The sequence below is a fragment of the Chitinophagales bacterium genome, assembly GCA_019638515.1.
Taxonomy (GTDB): Bacteria; Bacteroidota; Bacteroidia; order Chitinophagales; family LD1; genus UBA7692.
The window spans coordinates 40,570-61,174 of sequence record JAHBTS010000004.1 but is presented as its reverse complement, the minus strand read 5'-3'; the positions used below and the strand labels follow the sequence as shown (position 1 = coordinate 61,174).

Annotated in this window: 12 protein-coding genes; 5 read left to right on the top strand and 7 right to left on the bottom strand. The window is 41.9% G+C overall.

What is annotated here, in order from left to right; all coding sequences use genetic code 11:
* Positions 1 to 50 precede the first annotated feature (50 nt).
* Both KF872_08600 and aspS read right to left on the bottom strand, forming a co-directional pair.
* A complete protein-coding gene (locus KF872_08600; GenBank protein MBX2903606.1) occupies positions 51 to 611 on the bottom strand; it encodes a fasciclin domain-containing protein in 561 nt (186 codons plus the stop codon).
* Between the two features lie 199 nt (positions 612 to 810).
* Positions 811 to 2,571 (bottom strand): aspartate--tRNA ligase, encoded by a 1,761-nt coding sequence (aspS, locus tag KF872_08595; protein ID MBX2903605.1) that lies wholly within the window; start codon positions 2,569 to 2,571, stop codon positions 811 to 813.
* A gap of 232 nt (positions 2,572 to 2,803) precedes the next feature.
* Between aspS and KF872_08590 the strand changes: the two genes are divergently transcribed.
* The 4 genes from KF872_08590 to porV all read left to right on the top strand — a co-directional run bounded on the left by KF872_08590 (position 2,804) and on the right by porV (position 12,249).
* Positions 2,804 to 8,779 (top strand): gliding motility-associated C-terminal domain-containing protein, encoded by a 5,976-nt coding sequence (locus KF872_08590; protein ID MBX2903604.1) that lies wholly within the window; start codon positions 2,804 to 2,806, stop codon positions 8,777 to 8,779.
* Between the two features lie 57 nt (positions 8,780 to 8,836).
* Entirely contained in the window at positions 8,837 to 9,922 is a 1,086-nt protein-coding gene (locus KF872_08585) for a PorP/SprF family type IX secretion system membrane protein (GenBank protein ID MBX2903603.1), read from the top strand.
* A 157-nt stretch (positions 9,923 to 10,079) separates the two neighbouring features.
* Positions 10,080 to 10,784 carry an SCO family protein gene (locus KF872_08580; protein MBX2903602.1) on the top strand — a complete coding sequence of 235 codons (705 nt, stop codon included), beginning with the start codon at positions 10,080 to 10,082 and terminating at the stop codon, positions 10,782 to 10,784.
* A gap of 175 nt (positions 10,785 to 10,959) precedes the next feature.
* Positions 10,960 to 12,249 (top strand): type IX secretion system outer membrane channel protein PorV, encoded by a 1,290-nt coding sequence (gene porV / locus KF872_08575; protein ID MBX2903601.1) that lies wholly within the window; start codon positions 10,960 to 10,962, stop codon positions 12,247 to 12,249.
* Between the two features lie 52 nt (positions 12,250 to 12,301).
* On the opposite strand, the gene gatA is transcribed toward porV, so the two are convergent.
* The 5 genes from gatA to KF872_08550 form a co-directional block, all read right to left on the bottom strand.
* Positions 12,302 to 13,723, bottom strand: a complete 1,422-nt coding sequence (gatA, locus tag KF872_08570; GenBank protein ID MBX2903600.1) for an Asp-tRNA(Asn)/Glu-tRNA(Gln) amidotransferase subunit GatA — start codon at positions 13,721 to 13,723, stop codon at positions 12,302 to 12,304.
* Positions 13,724 to 13,745: 22 nt separating this feature from the next.
* Positions 13,746 to 13,958, bottom strand: a complete 213-nt coding sequence (locus KF872_08565; GenBank protein MBX2903599.1) for a twin-arginine translocase TatA/TatE family subunit — start codon at positions 13,956 to 13,958, stop codon at positions 13,746 to 13,748.
* A 119-nt stretch (positions 13,959 to 14,077) separates the two neighbouring features.
* On the bottom strand, positions 14,078 to 16,477 hold the full coding sequence (locus tag KF872_08560; GenBank protein ID MBX2903598.1) for a TonB-dependent receptor: 2,400 nt from the start codon (positions 16,475 to 16,477) through the stop codon (positions 14,078 to 14,080).
* A 91-nt stretch (positions 16,478 to 16,568) separates the two neighbouring features.
* The gene (locus KF872_08555; protein ID MBX2903597.1) at positions 16,569 to 17,567 is read right to left on the bottom strand and encodes a PKD domain-containing protein; all 999 of its coding nucleotides are present in this window, start codon (positions 17,565 to 17,567) and stop codon (positions 16,569 to 16,571) included.
* Between the two features lie 44 nt (positions 17,568 to 17,611).
* Complete coding sequence (locus tag KF872_08550) at positions 17,612 to 17,917, bottom strand: PAAR domain-containing protein (GenBank protein MBX2903596.1); 306 nt, start codon at positions 17,915 to 17,917, stop codon at positions 17,612 to 17,614.
* A gap of 90 nt (positions 17,918 to 18,007) precedes the next feature.
* On the opposite strand from KF872_08550, the gene KF872_08545 reads away from it, so the two are divergent.
* On the top strand, positions 18,008 to 20,467 hold the full coding sequence (locus tag KF872_08545; protein MBX2903595.1) for an ATP-dependent Clp protease ATP-binding subunit: 2,460 nt from the start codon (positions 18,008 to 18,010) through the stop codon (positions 20,465 to 20,467).
* Positions 20,468 to 20,605: the final 138 nt, after the last annotated feature.

The following is a 20,605-nucleotide window of genomic DNA, read 5'->3' as shown; positions in this document are numbered from 1 at the left end:
ATGAATAACATCGGCCTCAACTTCAATATAAGCACAAATGAAAAAGATTTTTACTTGGGCAGCAACACATCGTTTATTACATGAATTACTCCGTTTGAAGTTTTAATAGTGGCTTCGATAGGCGTACCGTTTACAAGGGTTTTGCCATCTTTTACAGCAATTTTTACTTTGCCGCCATACACCATATCGTATTCCATACCATCTTGCAACAGCACGCCATTTAGCACACCCACATAAGTATGGTAGCCTAAGATGTTGGAGAGGTCATCTTTTTTCTCAGGTTTCAGCAAACCTTCAACAGTGCCGGCCGGTAATTTTTCAAAGGCGGCATTGGTGGGAGCAAATACGGTAAATGGTCCGGCATTGCTAAGCGCATCTACCAATTCGGCTGCTTTTACTGCTGCTACCAGTGTGGTGTGGTCTTTGCTGCCGGCAGCTACTTGTACAATATTGGGATTAGAAACATCGTCTTTTACTCCGGATTGCCCTACCGATGGTGCAGAAGATGTTTCGCTTGTTGCCGAGGTACTTTCAGAGGAATTGTCTGAAGAGTTGCATCCTGTAAAAAACAGTCCGGCTGCAACAAAAAAACTAATTGCTAACTTTTTCATGTTGTTTGATTTTGGGTGCAAGATGCTGCGCTTTTGCGGCTGTTTCAATGATGTAGAACAGCGGGCTTTATGATTTTCATCAGTAGCATTGGAGGCTTGTAATGCAGAATATTTACAAGGCAGCAACTACGCTAGGTTTGCACACGCCAATGCCTGTACACAAACAGTGTGGCGTAATGCAAAACGGTCTTTTGAATGATTATTTGCTCAATACAGCAATTCCCAATTCTTTCAGTTGTTTTTCATCTACTTGGGTAGGGGCATCCATCATAATATCTCTGCCACCCGAAGTTTTTGGAAAAGCAATTACATCGCGAATGGTGTCGCCTCCGGTCATGAGCATTACCATGCGGTCTAATCCAAAAGCACAGCCGCCATGCGGTGGAGCGCCATATTTATAGGCATCTAACATAAAGCCAAAGCGGCTTTGCTGCTCTGCTTCGCTCATGCCTAATTTTTGAAATACTCTTTTTTGTAAATCGCGGTTGGTGATGCGAATGCTGCCGCTGCAAATTTCGTTTCCGTTCATTACCATATCGTATTGCAGTGCACGTACTTTTAATGGTTCAGAATCGAAGTACTGCATGTCTTCCGGATTGGGAGAGCAAAACGGATGGTGTACAAAAATGGTTTCTCCGGTTTCTTCGTCTAATTCAAACAATGGAAAATCAACAATCCAAAGCACGCTCCATTTAGATTCGTCTATCCATTTATTTTCTTTGGCAAGGTGCAGCCTTAAATCGCCCAAACTCTTGCGTACCTTAGAAATTTTGTCGGCAGCAATTAAAATTAAATCGCCTTTTTCGGCATTAAAAGCATTGCCAATTTCGCGCAGTTGTGTTTCGGTAAAAAACTTATCAATAGAAGATTTTACAGTGCCGTCTTCGTTGAAGCGGATGTTTACCAAGCCACCCAAACCGCGGTGCGATGCTTTTACAAATTCGGTAAGCTCGTCTAATTGTTTTCTGGAGTATGCAGCACAGCCTTTGGCGTTTATGCCTGCTACCAATCCGCCATTGGCAACGGTATTGTTGAATACAGCAAACTCGCTTTGCGGAAGGGTTTGGTTCAATTCAACTATCTTACAATCGAAACGCAGGTCGGGTTTATCGCTGCCGTAGTATTTCATAGCATCGTTGTAAGTAAGGCGTGGCACAGTGCCTAAATCGTAGTTTAAGTTTTGCTTAAATACATGCTGCACCATTCCTTCAAAAGTGTTTAAAATATCTTCTTGGTGCACAAAGCTCATTTCGCAATCTATTTGCGTAAATTCGGGTTGGCGGTCGCCTCTAAAATCTTCATCGCGAAAGCATTTTACAATTTGGTAGTACTTGTCCATTCCTGCAACCATCAATAATTGTTTCAGTATTTGTGGCGATTGCGGGAGTGCATAAAAACTGCCTTGTACCAAACGCGAAGGCACTAAGAAATCTCTGGCACCTTCCGGTGTAGATTTAATGAATGTGGGCGTTTCGATTTCGCAAAAGGCTTGGCTATCTAAATACTCGCGCACACTTTTTACAATGCGGGCGCGGGTGAGTAAAACATCTTTCAACTTTGGTCTGCGTATATCTAAGTATCTGTGTTTTAAGCGTAGTTCTTCGCTGCCATCGGTATCGTTTTCAATCATAAACGGTGGCAATTCGGCTTCGTTTAAAATTAAAAACTCCTCTACCAATATTTCAATTTCTCCGGTAGGAATATTGCTGTTTTTACTGGCGCGCTCGGCAACTTTTCCTTTGGCTTGAATTACAAATTCTCTTCCGAGTTTATTGGCTTTTTCTGCTAAAGAAGGATTGGTTTCGGTATTGAAAGCCAGTTGCGTAATGCCGTATCGGTCGCGCAAATCTACAAAGGTAAGCGCTCCTAATTTGCGTACTCTTTGCACCCATCCGGCAAGTGTTACGGTTTGTAAAACATGGCTTATTCTTAGTTCTCCGCAGGTGTTTGTTCTAAACATATCGTTAAAAATAGTTCTATTGTTTCTTTCAAAATAAGGCGCGCTAAAATAGAATAATTGTTTGCAATTGGCTCAAACACACGCGTTTACTATTGTTTTAAGTGTTTTGTAGTAGTTTAAGTAGCGGAAAGTTATTGCCGGCTGCTGGTGTCGTGCAACCAATCTCTTATAGATAGTTTCTATATTTGACACCCTTTTTTACAACTGATTGTTTAAGAATTGTGTTTTGAAGATGAAGTATTTGTATGCCATTGTTTTTGGGATAGCATTTTTATTGTCTGCTAAATCGGTACAAGCAACCCACCAAATGGGTGCCGATATGGAATATACCTGTATGGGGCAGTTTGGAGGTGCAATGCGTTATAGAGTAGTATTTTCGTTTTATAGAAACTGTAGAGATGGCTCTTGGCCTGCTGCAAGCGCACCAACAACGGTTGCGTTGAGGGCTGTTCCTCAGGGATGTGCAGGCGTGGGTAATGTAACGGCTACCATGACCCAAATTGCCGGGCAAAGCGGTATAGAGGTTTCGCCATTGTGCCCCACACAGCTTACGCAGAGTGGTTGTAATTTTTCGGGAAGTGGCAACGCGCCATATCCGGGTGTGCAGGTATATAAATACGAAGCCATTATAGATTTGCCATTAACTTGTGCAACATGGAAGTTCCAAACTACCGACTGTTGCCGAAATGGAGCTATCAACAATATTCCTAATCCAGGAAGTGTTTCTCTTTCGATAGAGGCGTATGTAAACCAAGGCAACGATCCCCTATCTGGTGTGCCTTATTGTAATAATTCGGTTTCGTTTACCCAATTACCGGTGCCGTTTGTGTGTGCCAATAACTTAACTAACTACAACCACGGTGCGGTAGATGGCGATGGCGATTCGCTGGTGTATTCACTCATAAATCCATTGGGCGATAATTACCAACCTATTTCTTTTAATTCAAGTTATAGTGTTTCTCAACCTGTGCGTACTTCTCCTCCGGGAACTTTTCAAATTGATGTAAATACAGGGCAAATGACATTTACTCCGGGTTTTGTAGAAGCCGATGTACTTGCCGTAAGAGTTGATGAATATAGAAATGGCGTGTTGATTGGTTCTACCATTCGCGATATTCAGGTAAATGTGCTTACCTGCAATGTGTCAATTCCGGAACCTAAACCTATTTCGAGTATTCAAAATGGAAATCAAAAAGACTCAATTACACTGCAAGTTTGCCCGGGTACTCAGGTTTCTTTTGATGTAAACGTAATAGATCCAAATGGTAGAAACTTAACGCTGAAAAGTAGCCTTCAAAGCAATCCTTCGCCACTACCCGGAGCTGTGTTTTCGCAAATAAACCAAGGTACGGCACCTAATGATACGGCTATTGCAAGAGTAACATGGACTCCCGCTCCCGGTGATACCGGATGCCACCAGTTTTTATTGGTTGCAGAAAATGACGATTGCCCGGTAAAAGGCCGTGCAGCTAAGGTTTACAATGTGTGTGTGTTTAATAAAGTGCAACTGCTTTCTGCCAGCCCCACTTTTTGTGGAACTCCCGTACAGTTAAATGCAAGCGGAGGAACTAACTTTACTTGGAATCCTACTTCCGGCCTAAGCAGTAGTACTGTATTGAATCCTAAGGCATCGCCTACTGCGCCAACTTGGTATAAATTTACCAGCGATTGCGGTACCGATTCAGTTTATGTAAATGTGGCGGCTCCATTTGTTTTCGATGCCGGAACCGGAGGACAAATTTGCCAAAATGGTCAAATACAGTTGAATGCTTCGGTAGATAATTTATATGCACCATACAGCATTAAATGGTCTCCTTCTTCGGGTTTGGTAGATCCTGTTTATGGTTTGTCTAATGATTCTATACTAAATCCGGTGGCCGCACCATTAGCTACAACCAAATATATGGTTTCGTTTACAGGCTCTAATGGCTGCACAAACGTAGATTCGGTTACAGTAAATGTAAGTGGCACAGGGCCGGTAATTCAGGCAAAAAGCGATAAAAGCGCAGTGTGTCCCGGGCAACCGGCTCAGTTGGTTATTCTTACCAATCCGCAATCGTGTGGCTTAACCGTGCAGCCTTGCGATGGATATGATATTACAGCGCAGGTAGGTGCTAAAACCGACCAGTCGGGCAACTCTCCAACACAGTTGCCTTCGCCATTTGGTAATTATACCAAGAGTACAAGACACCAAATGCTCTATAAAGCAAATGAAGTATTGGCGGCAACAGGCGGCAGAGGAGGAAAAATAAAATCTATTGCTATTAGGTTAATGGCTGCGGGAACACCACTCAATAATGTTACCATAAAAATTGCTTGTACTTCTGCCGATAGTATTATTGGTTATACCGGTGGCGGTAGTTTGGTAACGGTATATAACCCTAAAAACTATACGCCAGTTGCCGGATGGAATACTTTCAATTTTGATAATTTCTACGATTGGGATGGTAAGTCGAATTTGTTGATTGATATATGCCATAATTCTTCTTCCAATAATGGGCAACACATGAAGTTTAATATCACCAGAACCGATGGCGGTACTGGTAATTTTCCTAATTACCGCTCTATGTGGTTTACCGAGAGTAATAGCTTCGACCAATGTGGCGTAACGGGATCTGTGCCTACTGTAAATGCAGCACGCTATAAAGAAAGACCCAATATGCAGTTTGTAATGTGTGTGGGCGATTTATCTAACGCCAACATTGCTTGGACTCCCAACACGCCACCTAATGCACCAACGCCATTAAACAAAGATACAACTGTTGCATATCCGCAAACTCCGCAAGTGTATTCAGTTGCAGTTACCAACCAAAACGGATGTACGGGTAACAGTTTTGTGTTTGTGAATGTAGATACCAGCACTCGCTTAACCATGACCAACGATACCTTTATTTGTGCAACCAATGCTACTGTAAAATTAAAGGCAAAAATTACTTCTTCTCTACCCAATCCTAATTATACTTATACATGGGCAGCTATACCTTCGGCAGGCTTTGTGAATCCCGGAAATAGAGATTCGGTAACGGTTACGCCTAATACAACTACTAAGTATTATGTTACTATAACTGGCGGCTCTTGTACGCTAATAGATTCGGTAACGGTAAGTGTGGGGTCGGGTATTCCGGTAAGCTTGGTGCTAACCGATTCAATTACTTGTTTTGGTGCTAACAACGGAAAGGTGTCGGTACAAGTGCCGGGCAATCCACCGGGTTTAACTTATAGTTGGGTTCCTAATACATACTCGGGAGCCAATATCCAAAATTTAGCACCGGGCGTATATGCCGTAACGGTAACCAATGCGCAGGCTTGCCAAGGTTCCGATACTATTGTAGTGAACCAGCCAGCTCAATTGCAATTGAATTTTAGCAGTTTAGATGTAACCTGTGCAGGAAAGGCAAATGGTAATATTACTGCTACCGTAATTGGTGGCACACCTAACTATACTTTTGGTTGGAATCCAAGTTTAGGAAATACTGCAACACCCAATAGCTTGAGTGGCGGCACTTACAATCTTACTGTTACAGATAGAAACGGTTGCACTATTACAGGTTCCAGAACCTTAGCAGAGCCACCTGCTTTAACCGTAGTAGTAGCCACAACCAATGCCACCAGCAATGGCGGAAATGAAGGAACGGCAAAAGCAATTGCTGCGGGCGGAAATCCCGGTTATACTTACGTGTGGAATACCGGAGCAACTGGCGATTCTATTTCAAATTTATCGAAAGGAAATTATTGCGTTACTATAACCGATGCCAACAGTTGCACTGCATCGGCTTGCGATTCTGTAAAAGATCCGCCTCCAATAATTTTGACCTTTGCAAAAACAGATGTGTTGTGCTTTGGCGACTCTTCGGGTAGCGCACAAGTATCGGCTGTAGGCGGTATTCTGCCATATAGTTACAAATGGAGCAGTAATCCTTTAAGCGATACTACTAATGCAATTACAAATGTAAAAGCAGGTGTTTATACGGTTACAGTTACCGATTCTGCAGGTGTTGCCGTAACAGGAAATATAACTATTACATCGCCTACGGCTATTGCAATAGTTTTTGATTCAATACCAATAAGTTGTAATGGTGGAAACAATGGTGCACTTACTGCCATTGCAAGTGGAGGAACACCTAATTACATATATGCTTGGACACCCGGAAACTTAGTGCAACAAACTATTCAAGGGTTGAGTTCCGGAGCTTATACTGTGTTAGTGAGCGATGCCAATAACTGTACGGCTACAGCTACCTATTTCTTGGCGGAGCCAACTCCATTGGTGGTTTCGGTGAGTGTTCAAAAGAATGTATTTTGCTATGGCGGTAGCGATGGTGCTGCATTAGCACAAGCTTCGGGAGGCACACCAAACTATACCTTTGTGTGGAGCAATAGTGTGTCGCAAAGCAATACAAATAATATACTTGATTTAACTGCCGGCAACCAAACATTGATAGTTACCGATGCGCATGGATGTACCGATAGTGCCAATTTTGCTATTACACAGCCGCCATTATTTGGCATAAGTGTTACTACTACCAATGCTAATTGCCCCACCAGCAACGATGGTTCCGCAACGGGAACTATTACAGGCGGCTCTGCTCCTTATGTGTTTTCTTGGGACGGAAATACCGGTCCGCAAACTCAAACGGGGCTTACTTTTGGCAACCATTCAGTAACGGTTACAGATCAAAATCAATGTACAGCTACTGCTAATTTTTATATTGATACCAATTACGTTTTAAGAGTAGATGTTCAGCCGGCAGATGCTTCTTGCTTTGGCGTGAGCAATGGTTCGGTAGTGGTTACACCACAAAACGGTACACCTAACTTTACTTTTAATTATGCCAACGCATTAGGTGGCACAGCAAATCCGGCTGCATTAGCATCGGGCAGTTATGTAGTGAGTGTTACCGATAATTTAAACTGTGTGGCAATAGAAAACTTTGTAATAAACCAACCGGATGAAATACTACTTACGCTTACCGGAACCGACCCGCTTTGCCGTGGTGAAGCAAATGGAACTGTAACAGTGGCAGCCGTTGGCGGCACTCCGGGCTATACCTATGTTTGGAGCGATTCGCTTAGTCAGCAAACAACTACTGCAAGTGGTTTGGTTGCTGGTAATTACACGGTTACGGTTACAGATATAAACCAATGTACTCAAACAGGCAATGTGGGTATTGCCGACCCAACCGATTTGCAATTGTCTTTCTTAAACCGTAAAGAAATTAGCTGTGCAGGCAATAACGATGCAAGCATTACGGTACAAGGCGAAGGCGGTACTCCGCCATATATCTATGCTTGGGCGCAAAACAACTTTGTTTCTACCAATAATAGCGATGCCTCATTGTCGAATTTAGGGCCGGATGTGTACAGCGTTACCATTACCGATAAAAATGGTTGTTCCATCTCCGATACGGTAGTGTTTTCTGCACCACCGGATTTAGGGTTTAATTACATTATTATAGATTCGGCTTCGTGTCCGGGTTATGCAGATGGTAAATTGCGCATGTTGGCACAAGGCGGCACTCCGGGCGCAGGCAACGAACCATATTTGTATTCTATCAACAATGTTACATACCAAGCGAGCGGTACTTTCACAGATTTAGTGGCGGGCGATTATCGCGTGTATGTAAAAGATGGCAATGGCTGTATGTACGACACCTTGGTTACTGTACCGCAACCATATCCGTTGAACCTGCAAATTTTGCCGCAAGACAGTACTATTGATTTAGGAAACAGCATTGTGCTGAATGCGGTAACACTTGGCTATTCGGGTAGCGATATTAAATCTTACAATTGGTCGCCAACAACTGGTTTAAATTGTTTCGATTGCTCGGCACCAACTGCCACACCATATAACGATATAGAATATACGCTTACAGTTTTTTATTTAAAGAAATGCAGCGCTGAGCAAACAGTAAACGTCTATGTTGGAGATGGAAATAAATTCTTTATACCGAATTTAATTTCGCCAAATGGAGATGGTGCAAACGATGTGTGGGAAATTTATGGATATGACCTGCAAACGGTGCGTGCAACCATATTTAATCGTTGGGGCGAGAAAATTTTTGATTCGGATGGAAGTCAGTTTTCGGGCTGGGATGGCACCTATAAAGGCGTAAAACAAGAACCCGGAATATATACTTACTACATAAAAGCAATTTATTTGAACGGAAAAGTTGTAGAAAAAGCAGGAACTATTACATTAGTGCGTTAAAATTTTTCACATAACTTAGAATTTTTATTTTCGTACACACTCATTATTAGGGCAAACATGATTAAGAAATTTTTACACTCGGTTATTTTTACTTTTAGTTTCGTGGCTGTAATGGCTCAAGACCCGCATTGGTCGCAGTTTTATATTATGCCACAATCATTGAATCCGGCACTCATTGGCGCTTTCAATGGCAATTACCGCATAAGTGGAATTTTCAGAGGTCAGTGGAACGAAGTGCTCAGAAATGAGTCGGTGCCACTTTTCAGAACCTATTCTTTTGCAGCAGATTTTAGAACCAACCGCGGTTTTGGAAAAAATGATGCATTTGGTTTTGGTGGTTTTTATACCGGAGATAAAGCCGGAGAATTAAAGTTTGGAACCAACAGTGGAGGTTTGGGAATTTCGTATCACAAATCTTTAGATAGAAGAGGAAACCACTTCCTTACTTTAGGTGTGCAAAGCGAAGTGTTCAATAGAACTATTGATTACAGCCAAATTAAAACCGGCAGCCAGTGGGATGGAGCTGCTTACAATCCAAACCTACCGGCAGGTGAGTATTTAGTGGACGATAATTTCTTGTTCTGGGATATTTCAACCGGCTTAATGTGGTATGGTCGCTTTAATAAGCGCTTAAATGCCTACGCAGGTTTCTCTGCTTTCCACTTAAACAGTCCTGCGGTTTCTTTCTTAAACGTAGATACTGTTCGTTTAAACAGAAAATTTGTAGCGCATGGCGGTATCCGTTTTCCTTTAAAAGGCAGATTCGATCTTCAACCTAAATTCATTTATATGAACCAAGGCCAAAGCCATGAATTTATAGCTGCAGCAGATGTAAGAATTTTGTTTGAAGAGCGCTTTCCGGAAGGAAACAACTTCCGCTTCGGAGCTATGTTTAGAGCGGTAGGTGGCGATACTAAATCTGTATGGGCAAACAAAAAAGGCGGTAAAGTTTTAAATGCCGAAGCTGTTGTTTTAACTGCAGGTGTAGATTGGAATGGCATTAGCGTAGGTTTTGCTTACGACATCAACGTGAGCGAGTTAATTGCAGGCTCACGCAGCCAAGGTGCATTTGAAATTGGTTTAAGCTATGCCGGCTCTTGGAAAAAACGTAAACAGCAAACTATTTTCTGCCCTCGATTCTAATTGAGATACAACATTGATAAAACACTAGAGAGGCTGCCTTTTGGCGGCCTCTTTAGTTAATAAGATGTATTATTTGCTAACTATTGCTGCAGGCCTGTTTCTTTATAGTTCTTAGTTTGGTATTAGCGGGCAATTCATGTAGGTTTGCCGCTTCATCATGAATTCTAAAGTACGTATATTAGCCATTATAGCATTGATTGCAGTGCCGGCAATTTTCTTTTTATTATTTCGCCCATTGGCAAAAGTGCCGCGTCCTAAGCCGCCTAAGCCAATGTTTGCAATTGGTATAAACGAAAAGGGCGATACCGCTTACCACACGGTTCCTACATTTAAACTTCAAACACAGTTGGGCGACACCTTATATTCCGATAGCCTTGCAGGAAATATTTATGTGGTAGATTTCTTTTTTGCCACTTGCAAAGGCGTGTGCCCACGCATGACCAACCAAATGGCGCGCATTCAAAAGAGTTTTATTAAAGACCAAAAGGTGAAAATTATTTCTATTTCGGTAGATGAAGCTAAAGATACGGTTGCTGCTCTAAAGGCATATTCCGATGCGCACAATGCAGTGCCCGGGAAGTGGTATTTTCTAAGAGGAGGAGAGCAAGAAATTTTTGACTTGGCACAAAAGGGATTCTTTGTAACCGCTAAAGACGATGAAGGGCCGGAAGATTTTATTCATAGCGAGAAATTTATTTTGGTGGACTACAATGGCAACATACGTCAATACTATAACGGTTTAGATTCTAACAGTGTAAACCAACTTATGGGCGATGTGGTGTTGCTGCTGCGCGATATAGAAAAAGGCTATTCGTTTAGAAAAGACCCAAATAAAAAGCCTAGAATTAAAGACTTGTTTTAGCGCAACCATTGTAACTTAAACAGCCTCTTTAGAGTAAAAGGAAAATAATTAAAGAAAAACCAAAATTTTGTGTGTATCATTAGACAATAATTCACATACCCGTGCGTTTTGTTCCGGCTGTTAAAAACTGCTTATTTCATAAATATATTTTATTTGCCAAACGAATAAAAAGATAATGCTCAATAAAAGACTTTCCGCTCTCGTTGTTTTTTCGGTAATCGTAGCTTCTTTTTCAACCGCTCAAACAGGTTGGGTAAAAGATGGCATAAAGATTAACACCGTAACTACTGCCATGCCCTTTTTAAGAATCAATTCCGATGCACGTGCCGGTGGTATGGGCGATGTTGGTATTGCCACCACTCCGGATATAAACGGATCTTTCTTAAATCCTTCCAACATGGCTTTTGTAGAAAAGGATTATGGCGTGGGCATTTCATTTACACCATGGCTTAAAAAATTGGTAAACGATATCTACCTTACATCACTTTCGGGTTATGGAAAAATAAAAGATAAAAATGGAAAAGGTGAGCAGGCAATAGGCGGCTCTATCAGATATTTTTCTTTAGGAAATATAGATTTTACTGATGAAAATGGTGGTAGTTTAGGCTCGTTTAGACCCAATGAATTTAGTATAGATGCATGGTATGCACGCAAATTGGCAAAAACATTCTCGCTGGGTGTAGGTTTGCGTTTTGCATATTCAAACCTTGCGGGAGGACAATCTGCCGGAGGCAACGTTATTAAGCCCGCAATTGCCGGAGCCGGAGATATTAACTGGACTTGGAGGCAAAACTTTAAAAAAGACGGACAAAAAATGAGCCACGATGTGGCAGTTGGTATGAATATTTCCAATATAGGAAACAAGGTAAGCTATACCAGCAGCACGGTTAAAGATTTTATTCCTACCAATTTAGGTATTGGCTTTAGCTATGCATTAAATATAGATCCCAAAAACACATGGAGTTTTGCTTTTGATGTGAATAAGCTAATGGTGCCTACGCCAAGCACTGTAGATAAAGACAGCAATGGCGTGTACGATTACAGAGAAAAATCGGTAGTTTCCGGTATGTTTACTTCGTTTGGCGATGCTCCGGGCGGCTTTAAAGAAGAAATGAGTGAGTTTATGATTGGTGTGGGTACAGAGTACATGTACAATAAGCAATTTGGTGCTCGTTTTGGATATTTTTATGAACCAAAATCTAAAGGTGGAAGGCAATATGCTACTGCGGGTGTTACCGTTAAATACTCTATTGTGGGCCTAAACTTTTCATATTTAATTCCAACCTCTGTTACACCAAGTCCGTTGGACAACACCTTGCGTTTTTCAGTATTGTTTGAATTGAATAAAGGCGGCTTAAAAGGCCAATCTAAGGGCATTTCGTTGGTAGATGATGAGCCTAAAAAAGAAAGAAAGAAGAAGAAAGAAGAAGAAGAAACACCTGCTGCTACACCAGATGGGCAATAACCACAAGCAGGCTTTATTTCAGAAATAATACCGTAATAAATTTACCGGGCGTTTAGCACACGCTAGCTGCAAATTCCATCAATTCTTTTTCGGCAAAATGGTTGCCCATTAACTGAATGCCTATTGGTAATTCTTGGTGATCTTTTCCAATGGGGAATGCCAAAGCAGGATTGCCTGTAAGGTTGGCTAAAACGGTATAAGTATCTGCTAAATACATTTCTACCGGATTGCTTGTTTTCTCACCAATTTTAAATGCGGTAGAAGGTGTGGCGGGCATTAAAATAAAGTTGTAATCGGTTAAGATTTTCTTCATTTCATCGCGTAGCAATCTGCGTACTTTTTGCGCACGGGCGTAGTAAGCATCGTAGTATCCGGCACTTAATACAAAGGTGCCCAGCATAATCCTGTTTTTTACTTCGCGCCCAAAACCTTCGGTTCTCGATTTTTTATATACCGATTCCATATCGGTGGCATTGGGCGACCGATAGCCATAGTGTACACCATCAAACCTTGCCAAGTTGCTCGATGCTTCTGCTGTGGTGAGTGCATAATATGCCGGAATTAAATAGTCGAGGTAAGTAAACTCCACGGTTTCAACCGTGTTTCCTTCGGCTTTTAGTTTTTCTATAAAGGCGAGGGTTGCTTGTTTTATCTCGGGCTGCAGGGCGTTGTTATCAATCGTATTGCTGAGTACGGCAATGCGGTGTTTTTTCTTTTCACCCGTAAAAGAAGCCTGCTCCACGGGTTTGGAAGAAGATGTGCTGTCGAACATATCTTTTCCTGCCATTATTTCTGTAAGCAGGGCAGCATCTTCTATAGAATGTGTCATAGGACCAATTTGGTCGAAAGAAGATGCATAAGCAATTAAGCCATAGCGCGATATTCTGCCATAAGTGGGTTTAAAACCTACGGTGCCCGTAAATGCTGCGGGTTGGCGAATAGAGCCGCCTGTATCGGAACCCAAAGCTGCGTGGCATAAGTGCGCTTGTACGGCTACCGCAGAGCCGCCCGATGAGCCGCCCGGAACACGGGTATTATCGGCTGCATTCAGCACTTTGCCATAGGCAGAATTTTCGTTGGAAGACCCCATGGCAAATTCATCGCAATTGGTTCTGCCAATAATAATGGCATCTTCTGCCAGCAAGCGCTCCACCACCGTGGCAGAATAGATAGAAGTAAAGCCTTCTAATATCTTAGAGGAGGCGCTTACTTTGTGTGCTTTATAGCAAATGTTGTCTTTTAAAGCTATTACCACACCAAAAAGTTTGCCTTTGGGAAGGCCGCTTGCATGCTTGTTGTCTAGTACTTTTGCGGCTTCAATGGCTTCGTGTTCAAATACTTCTAAGAAAGCATTGAGGTGTGGTTGAGAATATATGTTGTGCAAATAGGCTGCAACTAATTGCTGTACGGTTACAACACCGTTTTCAATATCGTGCCTAATGGCAGATATTGTTTTGTAAGTAGCTACGTTCATTGGCTTTTAGCAGTGGGGAAAACTAATTGTTTTCTTTTGTAGAAGATTCTTCTTTAGAAGCGGGTTTGTTTTTCATGCCTTCTTCTATTTCAGATTTTACATTGGCTTTGGCGGCATTAAACTCGCGCACACCTTGCCCGATTCCGCGCATTAACTCAGGAATTTTTTTACCACCAAAAAGCAATAGTATAGCTAAAACTATGAGTACTATTTCTGTTGTTCCTAAACCGAACATAACATTGAATTGAATGAAACAATGCTGCGAAGGTAAACTAAAAATTGCGAAGGTGTTACAAATAAATGTAAAGCACTTTTACAAAAAATAATTAGTTGACAAACGAGTAGTTTTTGCCTTTAGAACTTAAAGTTCAACTGGAAGTTAAACGCTCGCGGTTGGTTGGGTCGTGCAGGTCGAAGTTGGTAAAAACGGTTGAGTACGTTTCGGGCTATAAAGTTAAATGAAACATGCTTGTTGAGGTCGTAGCCAAAGCGTAAATCCCAAATAAAATCGCCTTTATACAAGTGTTTGGCGCGGTAGTCGCCCAAGTCGGGGATGGCTATTTCAAAGATAGCATCTACGTTATCCATATAGCTGTAATACTGCAGCGAAGTGCCGAATCTGTAGTGCTGGTAGAATAGAATATCAATATCTGCTTTAAATACGTGGCGGTTTCTGTATTTAAGCATAATAAGGCGGTTTACAGAATCGGGGCGGTAGAAAGTGCCAAATGCGCGGTCTAAAGTAAAACCAATATCTTTTCTTGCACCATCGGCAGCTAAATTGAGTGGGTACAAATAGGTGTAGCCGAGTTGAGCAGTCATGTCTATGTTTTTGCCAATTTTCCCTTCCCCAACTAAGGCTAATTCCCAACCAAAAATTCGCGCGCGGGTTACGTTTTGCGATTGGAAGGTGGCTACGAGTGTGTATTTTCCATCGTCTCCTTTTTCTAGGCCAATTTCGGTGTTTTGAAATTCAATCATCTGCGAAAACTCATTCCAAAAAACTACCGCATCGGCATATCCGCGCCAGTTAGAAATATTGAAACTGCGTTTATAGCCCAATTCAAAAGTATAACCGTTTTCGGGTTGTATGTCTTGGTTTTCTTTAATGCGGAGCTGGCCTAAGCTATAATTTACAAAACGCTCTGCAATGCTTGGAAAGCGGTATGCTGTTGCAAAAGAGGTGCGCAGGTAGTTGTATTTTCCTATGCGGTAGTTTACGCCTATTCTAAATACGGGCAGTGTGGTTTTTACGGTGTCGCCATTGCTTTTCACGTTTTGGAATCGCAGTAGTGCCAGGCCTGTTTTATTGTTTAAATTAAAGTATTCTAAGCGAATACCGGCATTTACGCTTAATCCTTTATAGTTTAAATCGCCCGATACATAAATACCACCGTAGTTACCTCTGTTGTTTTTAAGTGTGCCGTCTTCGTTAGAAAAATGAAGGTTGTTGGCTCCTACAATAATTTTTGCCAAAGAGCCAAAATCGTGGCGAAACTGGTAGTCGAACATGCCGAATTGTGCGCGAGGCCCCGTTTTGTAATCGCAATGGTTGAAATAAAACCATCTGCCCAAGAAGCGGTGTTGGTTATGTTTTTTATCAATGTAGTTTAGAGAAGGATCTATAAAGGCATAGAAATATCTTTCGTCTATAGAAACGCCACTGGCAGAAACATATGGTGTGTTAATGCTATTCCACCAAAATTGGAAACCGTTTTTACGGTACATTAAAGTACTGTTTAGCCCAATGCTAAGCCTGCCGCCCAATTGTTTGGGTGTGTATTTCAACTTAGTGGTAAAGCGAGTGCGGTTGTCGTATTCTTCGTTTAGGTGCGATTGTTGGCTGTGTAGGTTTCCGCTAATTACAAAATCTACTTGCCCGAAGCGGTGTTTGTGTAAAAAGGTAATGCCCGTTTGCTGTGGTTTTTGAAAATAGGTTAGGTCTTTTCTGTTTTTCCACCAAGCATATTCCGGCTTGTTTTGCCATTCTTTTTTTAGTACTCGGTTGCTTACATCAATTTGTTCTGTATAAAGCTGTATGCGGGTTTCGGGAGTGTCGGTTGGGTAAGCTGTACGCAGGTGTATTACTCCGTTTAAGGCAGCGGCACCATATTGTACGGTAGAAGCGCCTTTAATAATTTCCATTTGGCTCATGTTTTCCATGGGTACCAATTCCCATCTAATTTCTCCGCGGTCGGGTGTAACGAGTGGCAGCTCATCAATTACCATAAGCACACGGCTGCCGCTGCCATAGGCATAACCGCTACCGCCTCGTATAGAAACGCTTCCGTCCATTACGGTAACGCCCGGTGTGCGGCTCACTGCCTGTAGGGCGTTGGTAATATTGTTGGTTTCAACAAATCTTGTCTTTAGCACCTCCATGGTAACCGATTCTTGTTGAATTTTTTTGCCGAAGCGGCTGGTACTTACCACCACGGTGTTTAATTCTTTATCGGCAGAAGCCAAGTTGTTGTTGAGTGTTTTTTGTTTGCCGCTTTCTATATCTACTTCTACGGTATCGTTGGCATAACCAATGTAGGTGAATATTATTTTCGACTTACCTGCCGGCACAGTAAGTTCATAGCTGCCCGAAATATTGGTAGAGGAGGCATTGGTGGGTGAGGTAAAAACAGAAACGCCAATCAATGGCTCTTTATTGGCGGCATCGCGTACTACGCCTTTAACAGTGGCGTTTTGTGCTATCAACGCAGCAGGAAAAACAAAATATAGCAGTAGGGAGTATATTTTCTTCAAAGGCATAAATTTCAATAATAAAGTGCAAACCTATTGAAAAGGCTTTGTGGTGCAAATAGCTTTTCCACATTAACATTTTGAATCGTTGGAGCTATAGTAGTTTTTTCTTTGTTTCTACCTCTAATTCAATAATGCAATTGTTGGCATTGGTGCGCAAACGCACTTTTTTAATAGAGGTTTTGTTGTTTTCTTTCAACCTTTTAATAAATTCTACCAAGGTAAGTCTATCTGCATTGTTTACGGTAACCGGAATATTGCCTTTGCCGCAAGAGTATTCCATTACATCGCTCAGTTGGGCTTTTCCTTTTATTACTTTATGCAATAAATCGGCAAAACCATCATCGCTAATAAGCGGAGCTTTTTTTGCCGTAATTTTAACTTCTTCTTTGGCTACTTCTGTAGGTTGTTGAGCAGCAGCAGCTTGCTGTTGAGCTACAACTTCTGCCGGAGTTGGCTGCTTGCCGTTACTGCGTTTTATTACTTTTATTGGTAGTGTTACCACGTTTGCTTTCCCGTTTACATATAGGGTTATATTTTTTTGTCCGGTACTTGCAAAGGTGTATTGCACTTGTTTTCCGGAAGCATCAGTACGGTCGGTTTCTCCAAAGTTCCATTCAAAAGTGGAGCCATTAGTAGAGTCTGCAATAAAAACAGTAGGCTCTCCGCTAAAAATAAACTTAGGTATTTTAATTATAGGTAATTGTAGTGCTTCATGCGTTAGGGGAACTACTTTCTTAGGCAAAATAGAAACAGTCAGCAATTTTTCGCATTGCCCGTTTACGGTAAGTTGAATATTGTATTTTCCTTCTTTTTCATAAACGTGTACCGGAGCTTTAATTTTAGAAACTGCAGAACTATCGCCAAAATTCCATTCCCATTCTTTTGCTCCAAATGTGGTGTCGCGAAGACTTACCACCTCACCGGCTCTAAAAGAATCGCTGGCAACCACAAAGCCAACCTTAGTGCAATCTTCTCCGGTAAATGCTCTAAAAGCAAATATACCTAAGAAAACAAGCATAAAAGTAAAAAGCGTGTAAACTATAATTGAATCTAAAGAGGTGCGCGCAATAGGAGCGTTTTCGTTAGCCATGAGGCGAAAATAATCTTATCAAGAAACTTAAAAGAATTTATTGTTTATCCACCAATGAGCACAGTTGGTAAGCCCAAAGTTATAGAGCCGCCATGTGCGGTGGTATCGCCCATTCTGGCAGCAGGTTTGCCGCCAATAAGTACCGTAGCAGAGCCCTTTACAATAGAATCCGGTGGACCCGTACACACACACATGGTTCCAACGGTTGCAGCCGGTACACCGCCAATAAGTACTGTTACTGCAGCACCGGCAGGTAATATAGGTCCGCCAACGTGCGGAATGGGAGGAACTCCCGGTGTTTGCATCGGGCAAACATGCATATCTCCAACTCTTGCTGCAGGAAGACTCATAATTTTATTTCCTAACTTTTGATATGTAAATAAAAAACATTTGCATCTTCATTTCCAACTTTTTTCAAAAAACATTCCAACGAAAACTTTATGTCATTTACCGATTCAGTTAAAAAAGCAGTACATATTGCACAGGCACACGCTAAAGATTTTTCTCATACAACTTTTGGTCCGGCACATTTGCTTAAGGCCTTACTACATAAAGAAGTTGGCTTGCGGGCAAAATTAGAAGCCTCGGGAAAAGATGTGTTTTATTTAGATGAATGGGCAGATGTACGCATCGAAACTTATACCAAAGGAAAACCAACCGAAAGCCCCAAGCCCGATGCACAAGCCGAAGCGGTTTTCGCTGAAGCCGATAATATCCGTTTAAAGTTTGGAGCCGATGATATTGATGCCATCCATTTACTTATTTCTATTGCCACTCCGGGTGTGGGTTTTTCGTACGAGCAGCTTAAAACTTTTGGATTGGCTGCTAACGAACTGGTAGAAGCAACTATAGAAAACAACCAGGTAGGCAATGTAATAGAAACCGGAAAATCCAATACGGGTAATGCCGAAAAAAAGACCGGAGCAAACGCATTGCTTAAATTCTGTACCGACAAAACTGCTGATGCCCGTACCGGAAAAATAGATGAAATTATTGGGCGCGATAAAGAAATACGCATGATGGCAGAGATATTGGGGCGAAGAAGCAAACCCAATGTAATTATTGTTGGCGAACCGGGAGTAGGAAAGAGCTCACTGGTAGATGGTTTTGCATTAAATGTAGCTAAAGGTCAAGTACCCGATAATCTTAAAAACGTAACTTTATTTGAATTAGATTTTGGCTCGTTGGTGGCAGGAGCATCGTATAAAGGCGAAGTAGAAGATCGCCTAAAAAATATTGTAAAAGAATTGAAGCAATTCGATAAAGCAATTTTATATATAGACGAAATTCACCAATTGCTCGATAAAAATGGAGGTGCCTCCGGTGCCGCCAACTTATTGAAGCCGGAATTGGCTCGGGGCGAGCTTACAGTTATTGGCGCCACTACTAACGAAGAGTATCGTAAGTATATAGAAAGTGATGACGCATTCAGCCGTAGATTCGAAACAGTACGCGTAGAAGAGCCCGATGATGCTACCGCCATTCGCATGTTAAGAAAAATAGTGCCTTACTACGAAAAACACCACAGCTTAACCGTAGATAAAGAAGCATTACCCGAAGCCATTCGCTTGGCACGCAGGTTTGCAAAAGAACGCAGCCTGCCCGATGCCGCCATTGATTTGCTCGACCGCACAATGGCCTCGGTAAAATTTGCTTCCAATACAGCCGTGGCAGAGCTTCAAAAATTAGACGAAGCACTCACGGCACTACTTAGTTCAAACGAAGGTGAAATAGAATTGCTAAACGAATTAAAGTGGTTTCATAAAGAATTGCACAGCAAAGTAAGCCATGTACTTACCGGGCAGTTAGAAGACGAAACCGATATAAATACATTAGAAACATCGGATTCTGCGGCAACTTATCTAAAAGATACCATAAGTAAGTTGGCAGCATTGGCAGAAAACATAAAAAGCCACGTAGACAAAACCGACATTGCCGCCATGATTGCCCACAAAACAGGCATTCCAATAGGTAAATTGGGAGGGCAAGAACGCGAAAGGCTTATGGGAATGGAAGGCATACTGCAAAAACGCGTGGTAGGGCAAGACCACGCCATAAAATCGCTGAGCGAAGCCATTTTAGAAGCCCGTTCGGGATTAAATAAGCAGGGGCAGCCTATTGGTTCGTTTTTTCTTTTAGGGCCAACCGGAACCGGTAAAACCGAAGTGGCAAAATCATTGGCAGAGTTTTTGTTCCAAACTGAGTCGGCTATGATTCGTTTCGATATGAGCGAATTTAAAGAAGAACACTCCGCAGCACTGCTCTATGGCGCGCCTCCGGGATATGTTGGATACGAAGAAGGGGGTGTGTTGGTAAATAAAATCCGCCAACAGCCTTATGCCATTGTTTTATTCGATGAAATAGAAAAAGCCCACCCCTCGGTATTCGATATTTTCCTCCAAATTTTAGATGAAGGGAAAATGCACGATCGCTTAGGAAAAGAAGGCGATTTTAGCAATGCCGTTATTCTGTTTACTTCCAATATTGGAGCCGAAAATATTATTGAAAGTTTTGGAAAAGGCGTAGTGCCTAAATCCAGCGATTTGCTTGAAATAATGGCAAACTATTTCCGCCCGGAATTTTTAGCACGTCTTACAGAAATAGTACCCTTTGCTCCAATTAGTGAAAAGAATGTGGTAAAAATCTTTGAAATTCATGTAAAAAGCCTGTATAAGAGCTTAGAAAGACAAGGAATTACACTCGACATTTCGCCCGAAGCAAAAGAAAAAATTGCACTAATGGGTTTTACTCCGCGTTACGGAGCCCGCCCGCTTACAGGCATGATACGCACCCAATTACGAAGACCACTTTCGCGCATGATTATTGCCGGAGAAATAGGCAAAGGAAGCCATGTAAAACTAAGTGTGGTTGATGGAGAATTGAAGTGGGAGCAGCAATAAGCAAGGTTGTTTATACCAAACATGCTTTTGTAATTGGTTGGCAATATGCTTTAACCTGGTAGAAGTACACAGTATTTTGAAGCAAAGCAGAAAGCGCAACACGGCTTTTTATATATTATTAAAAGTTTCTTTCAACAC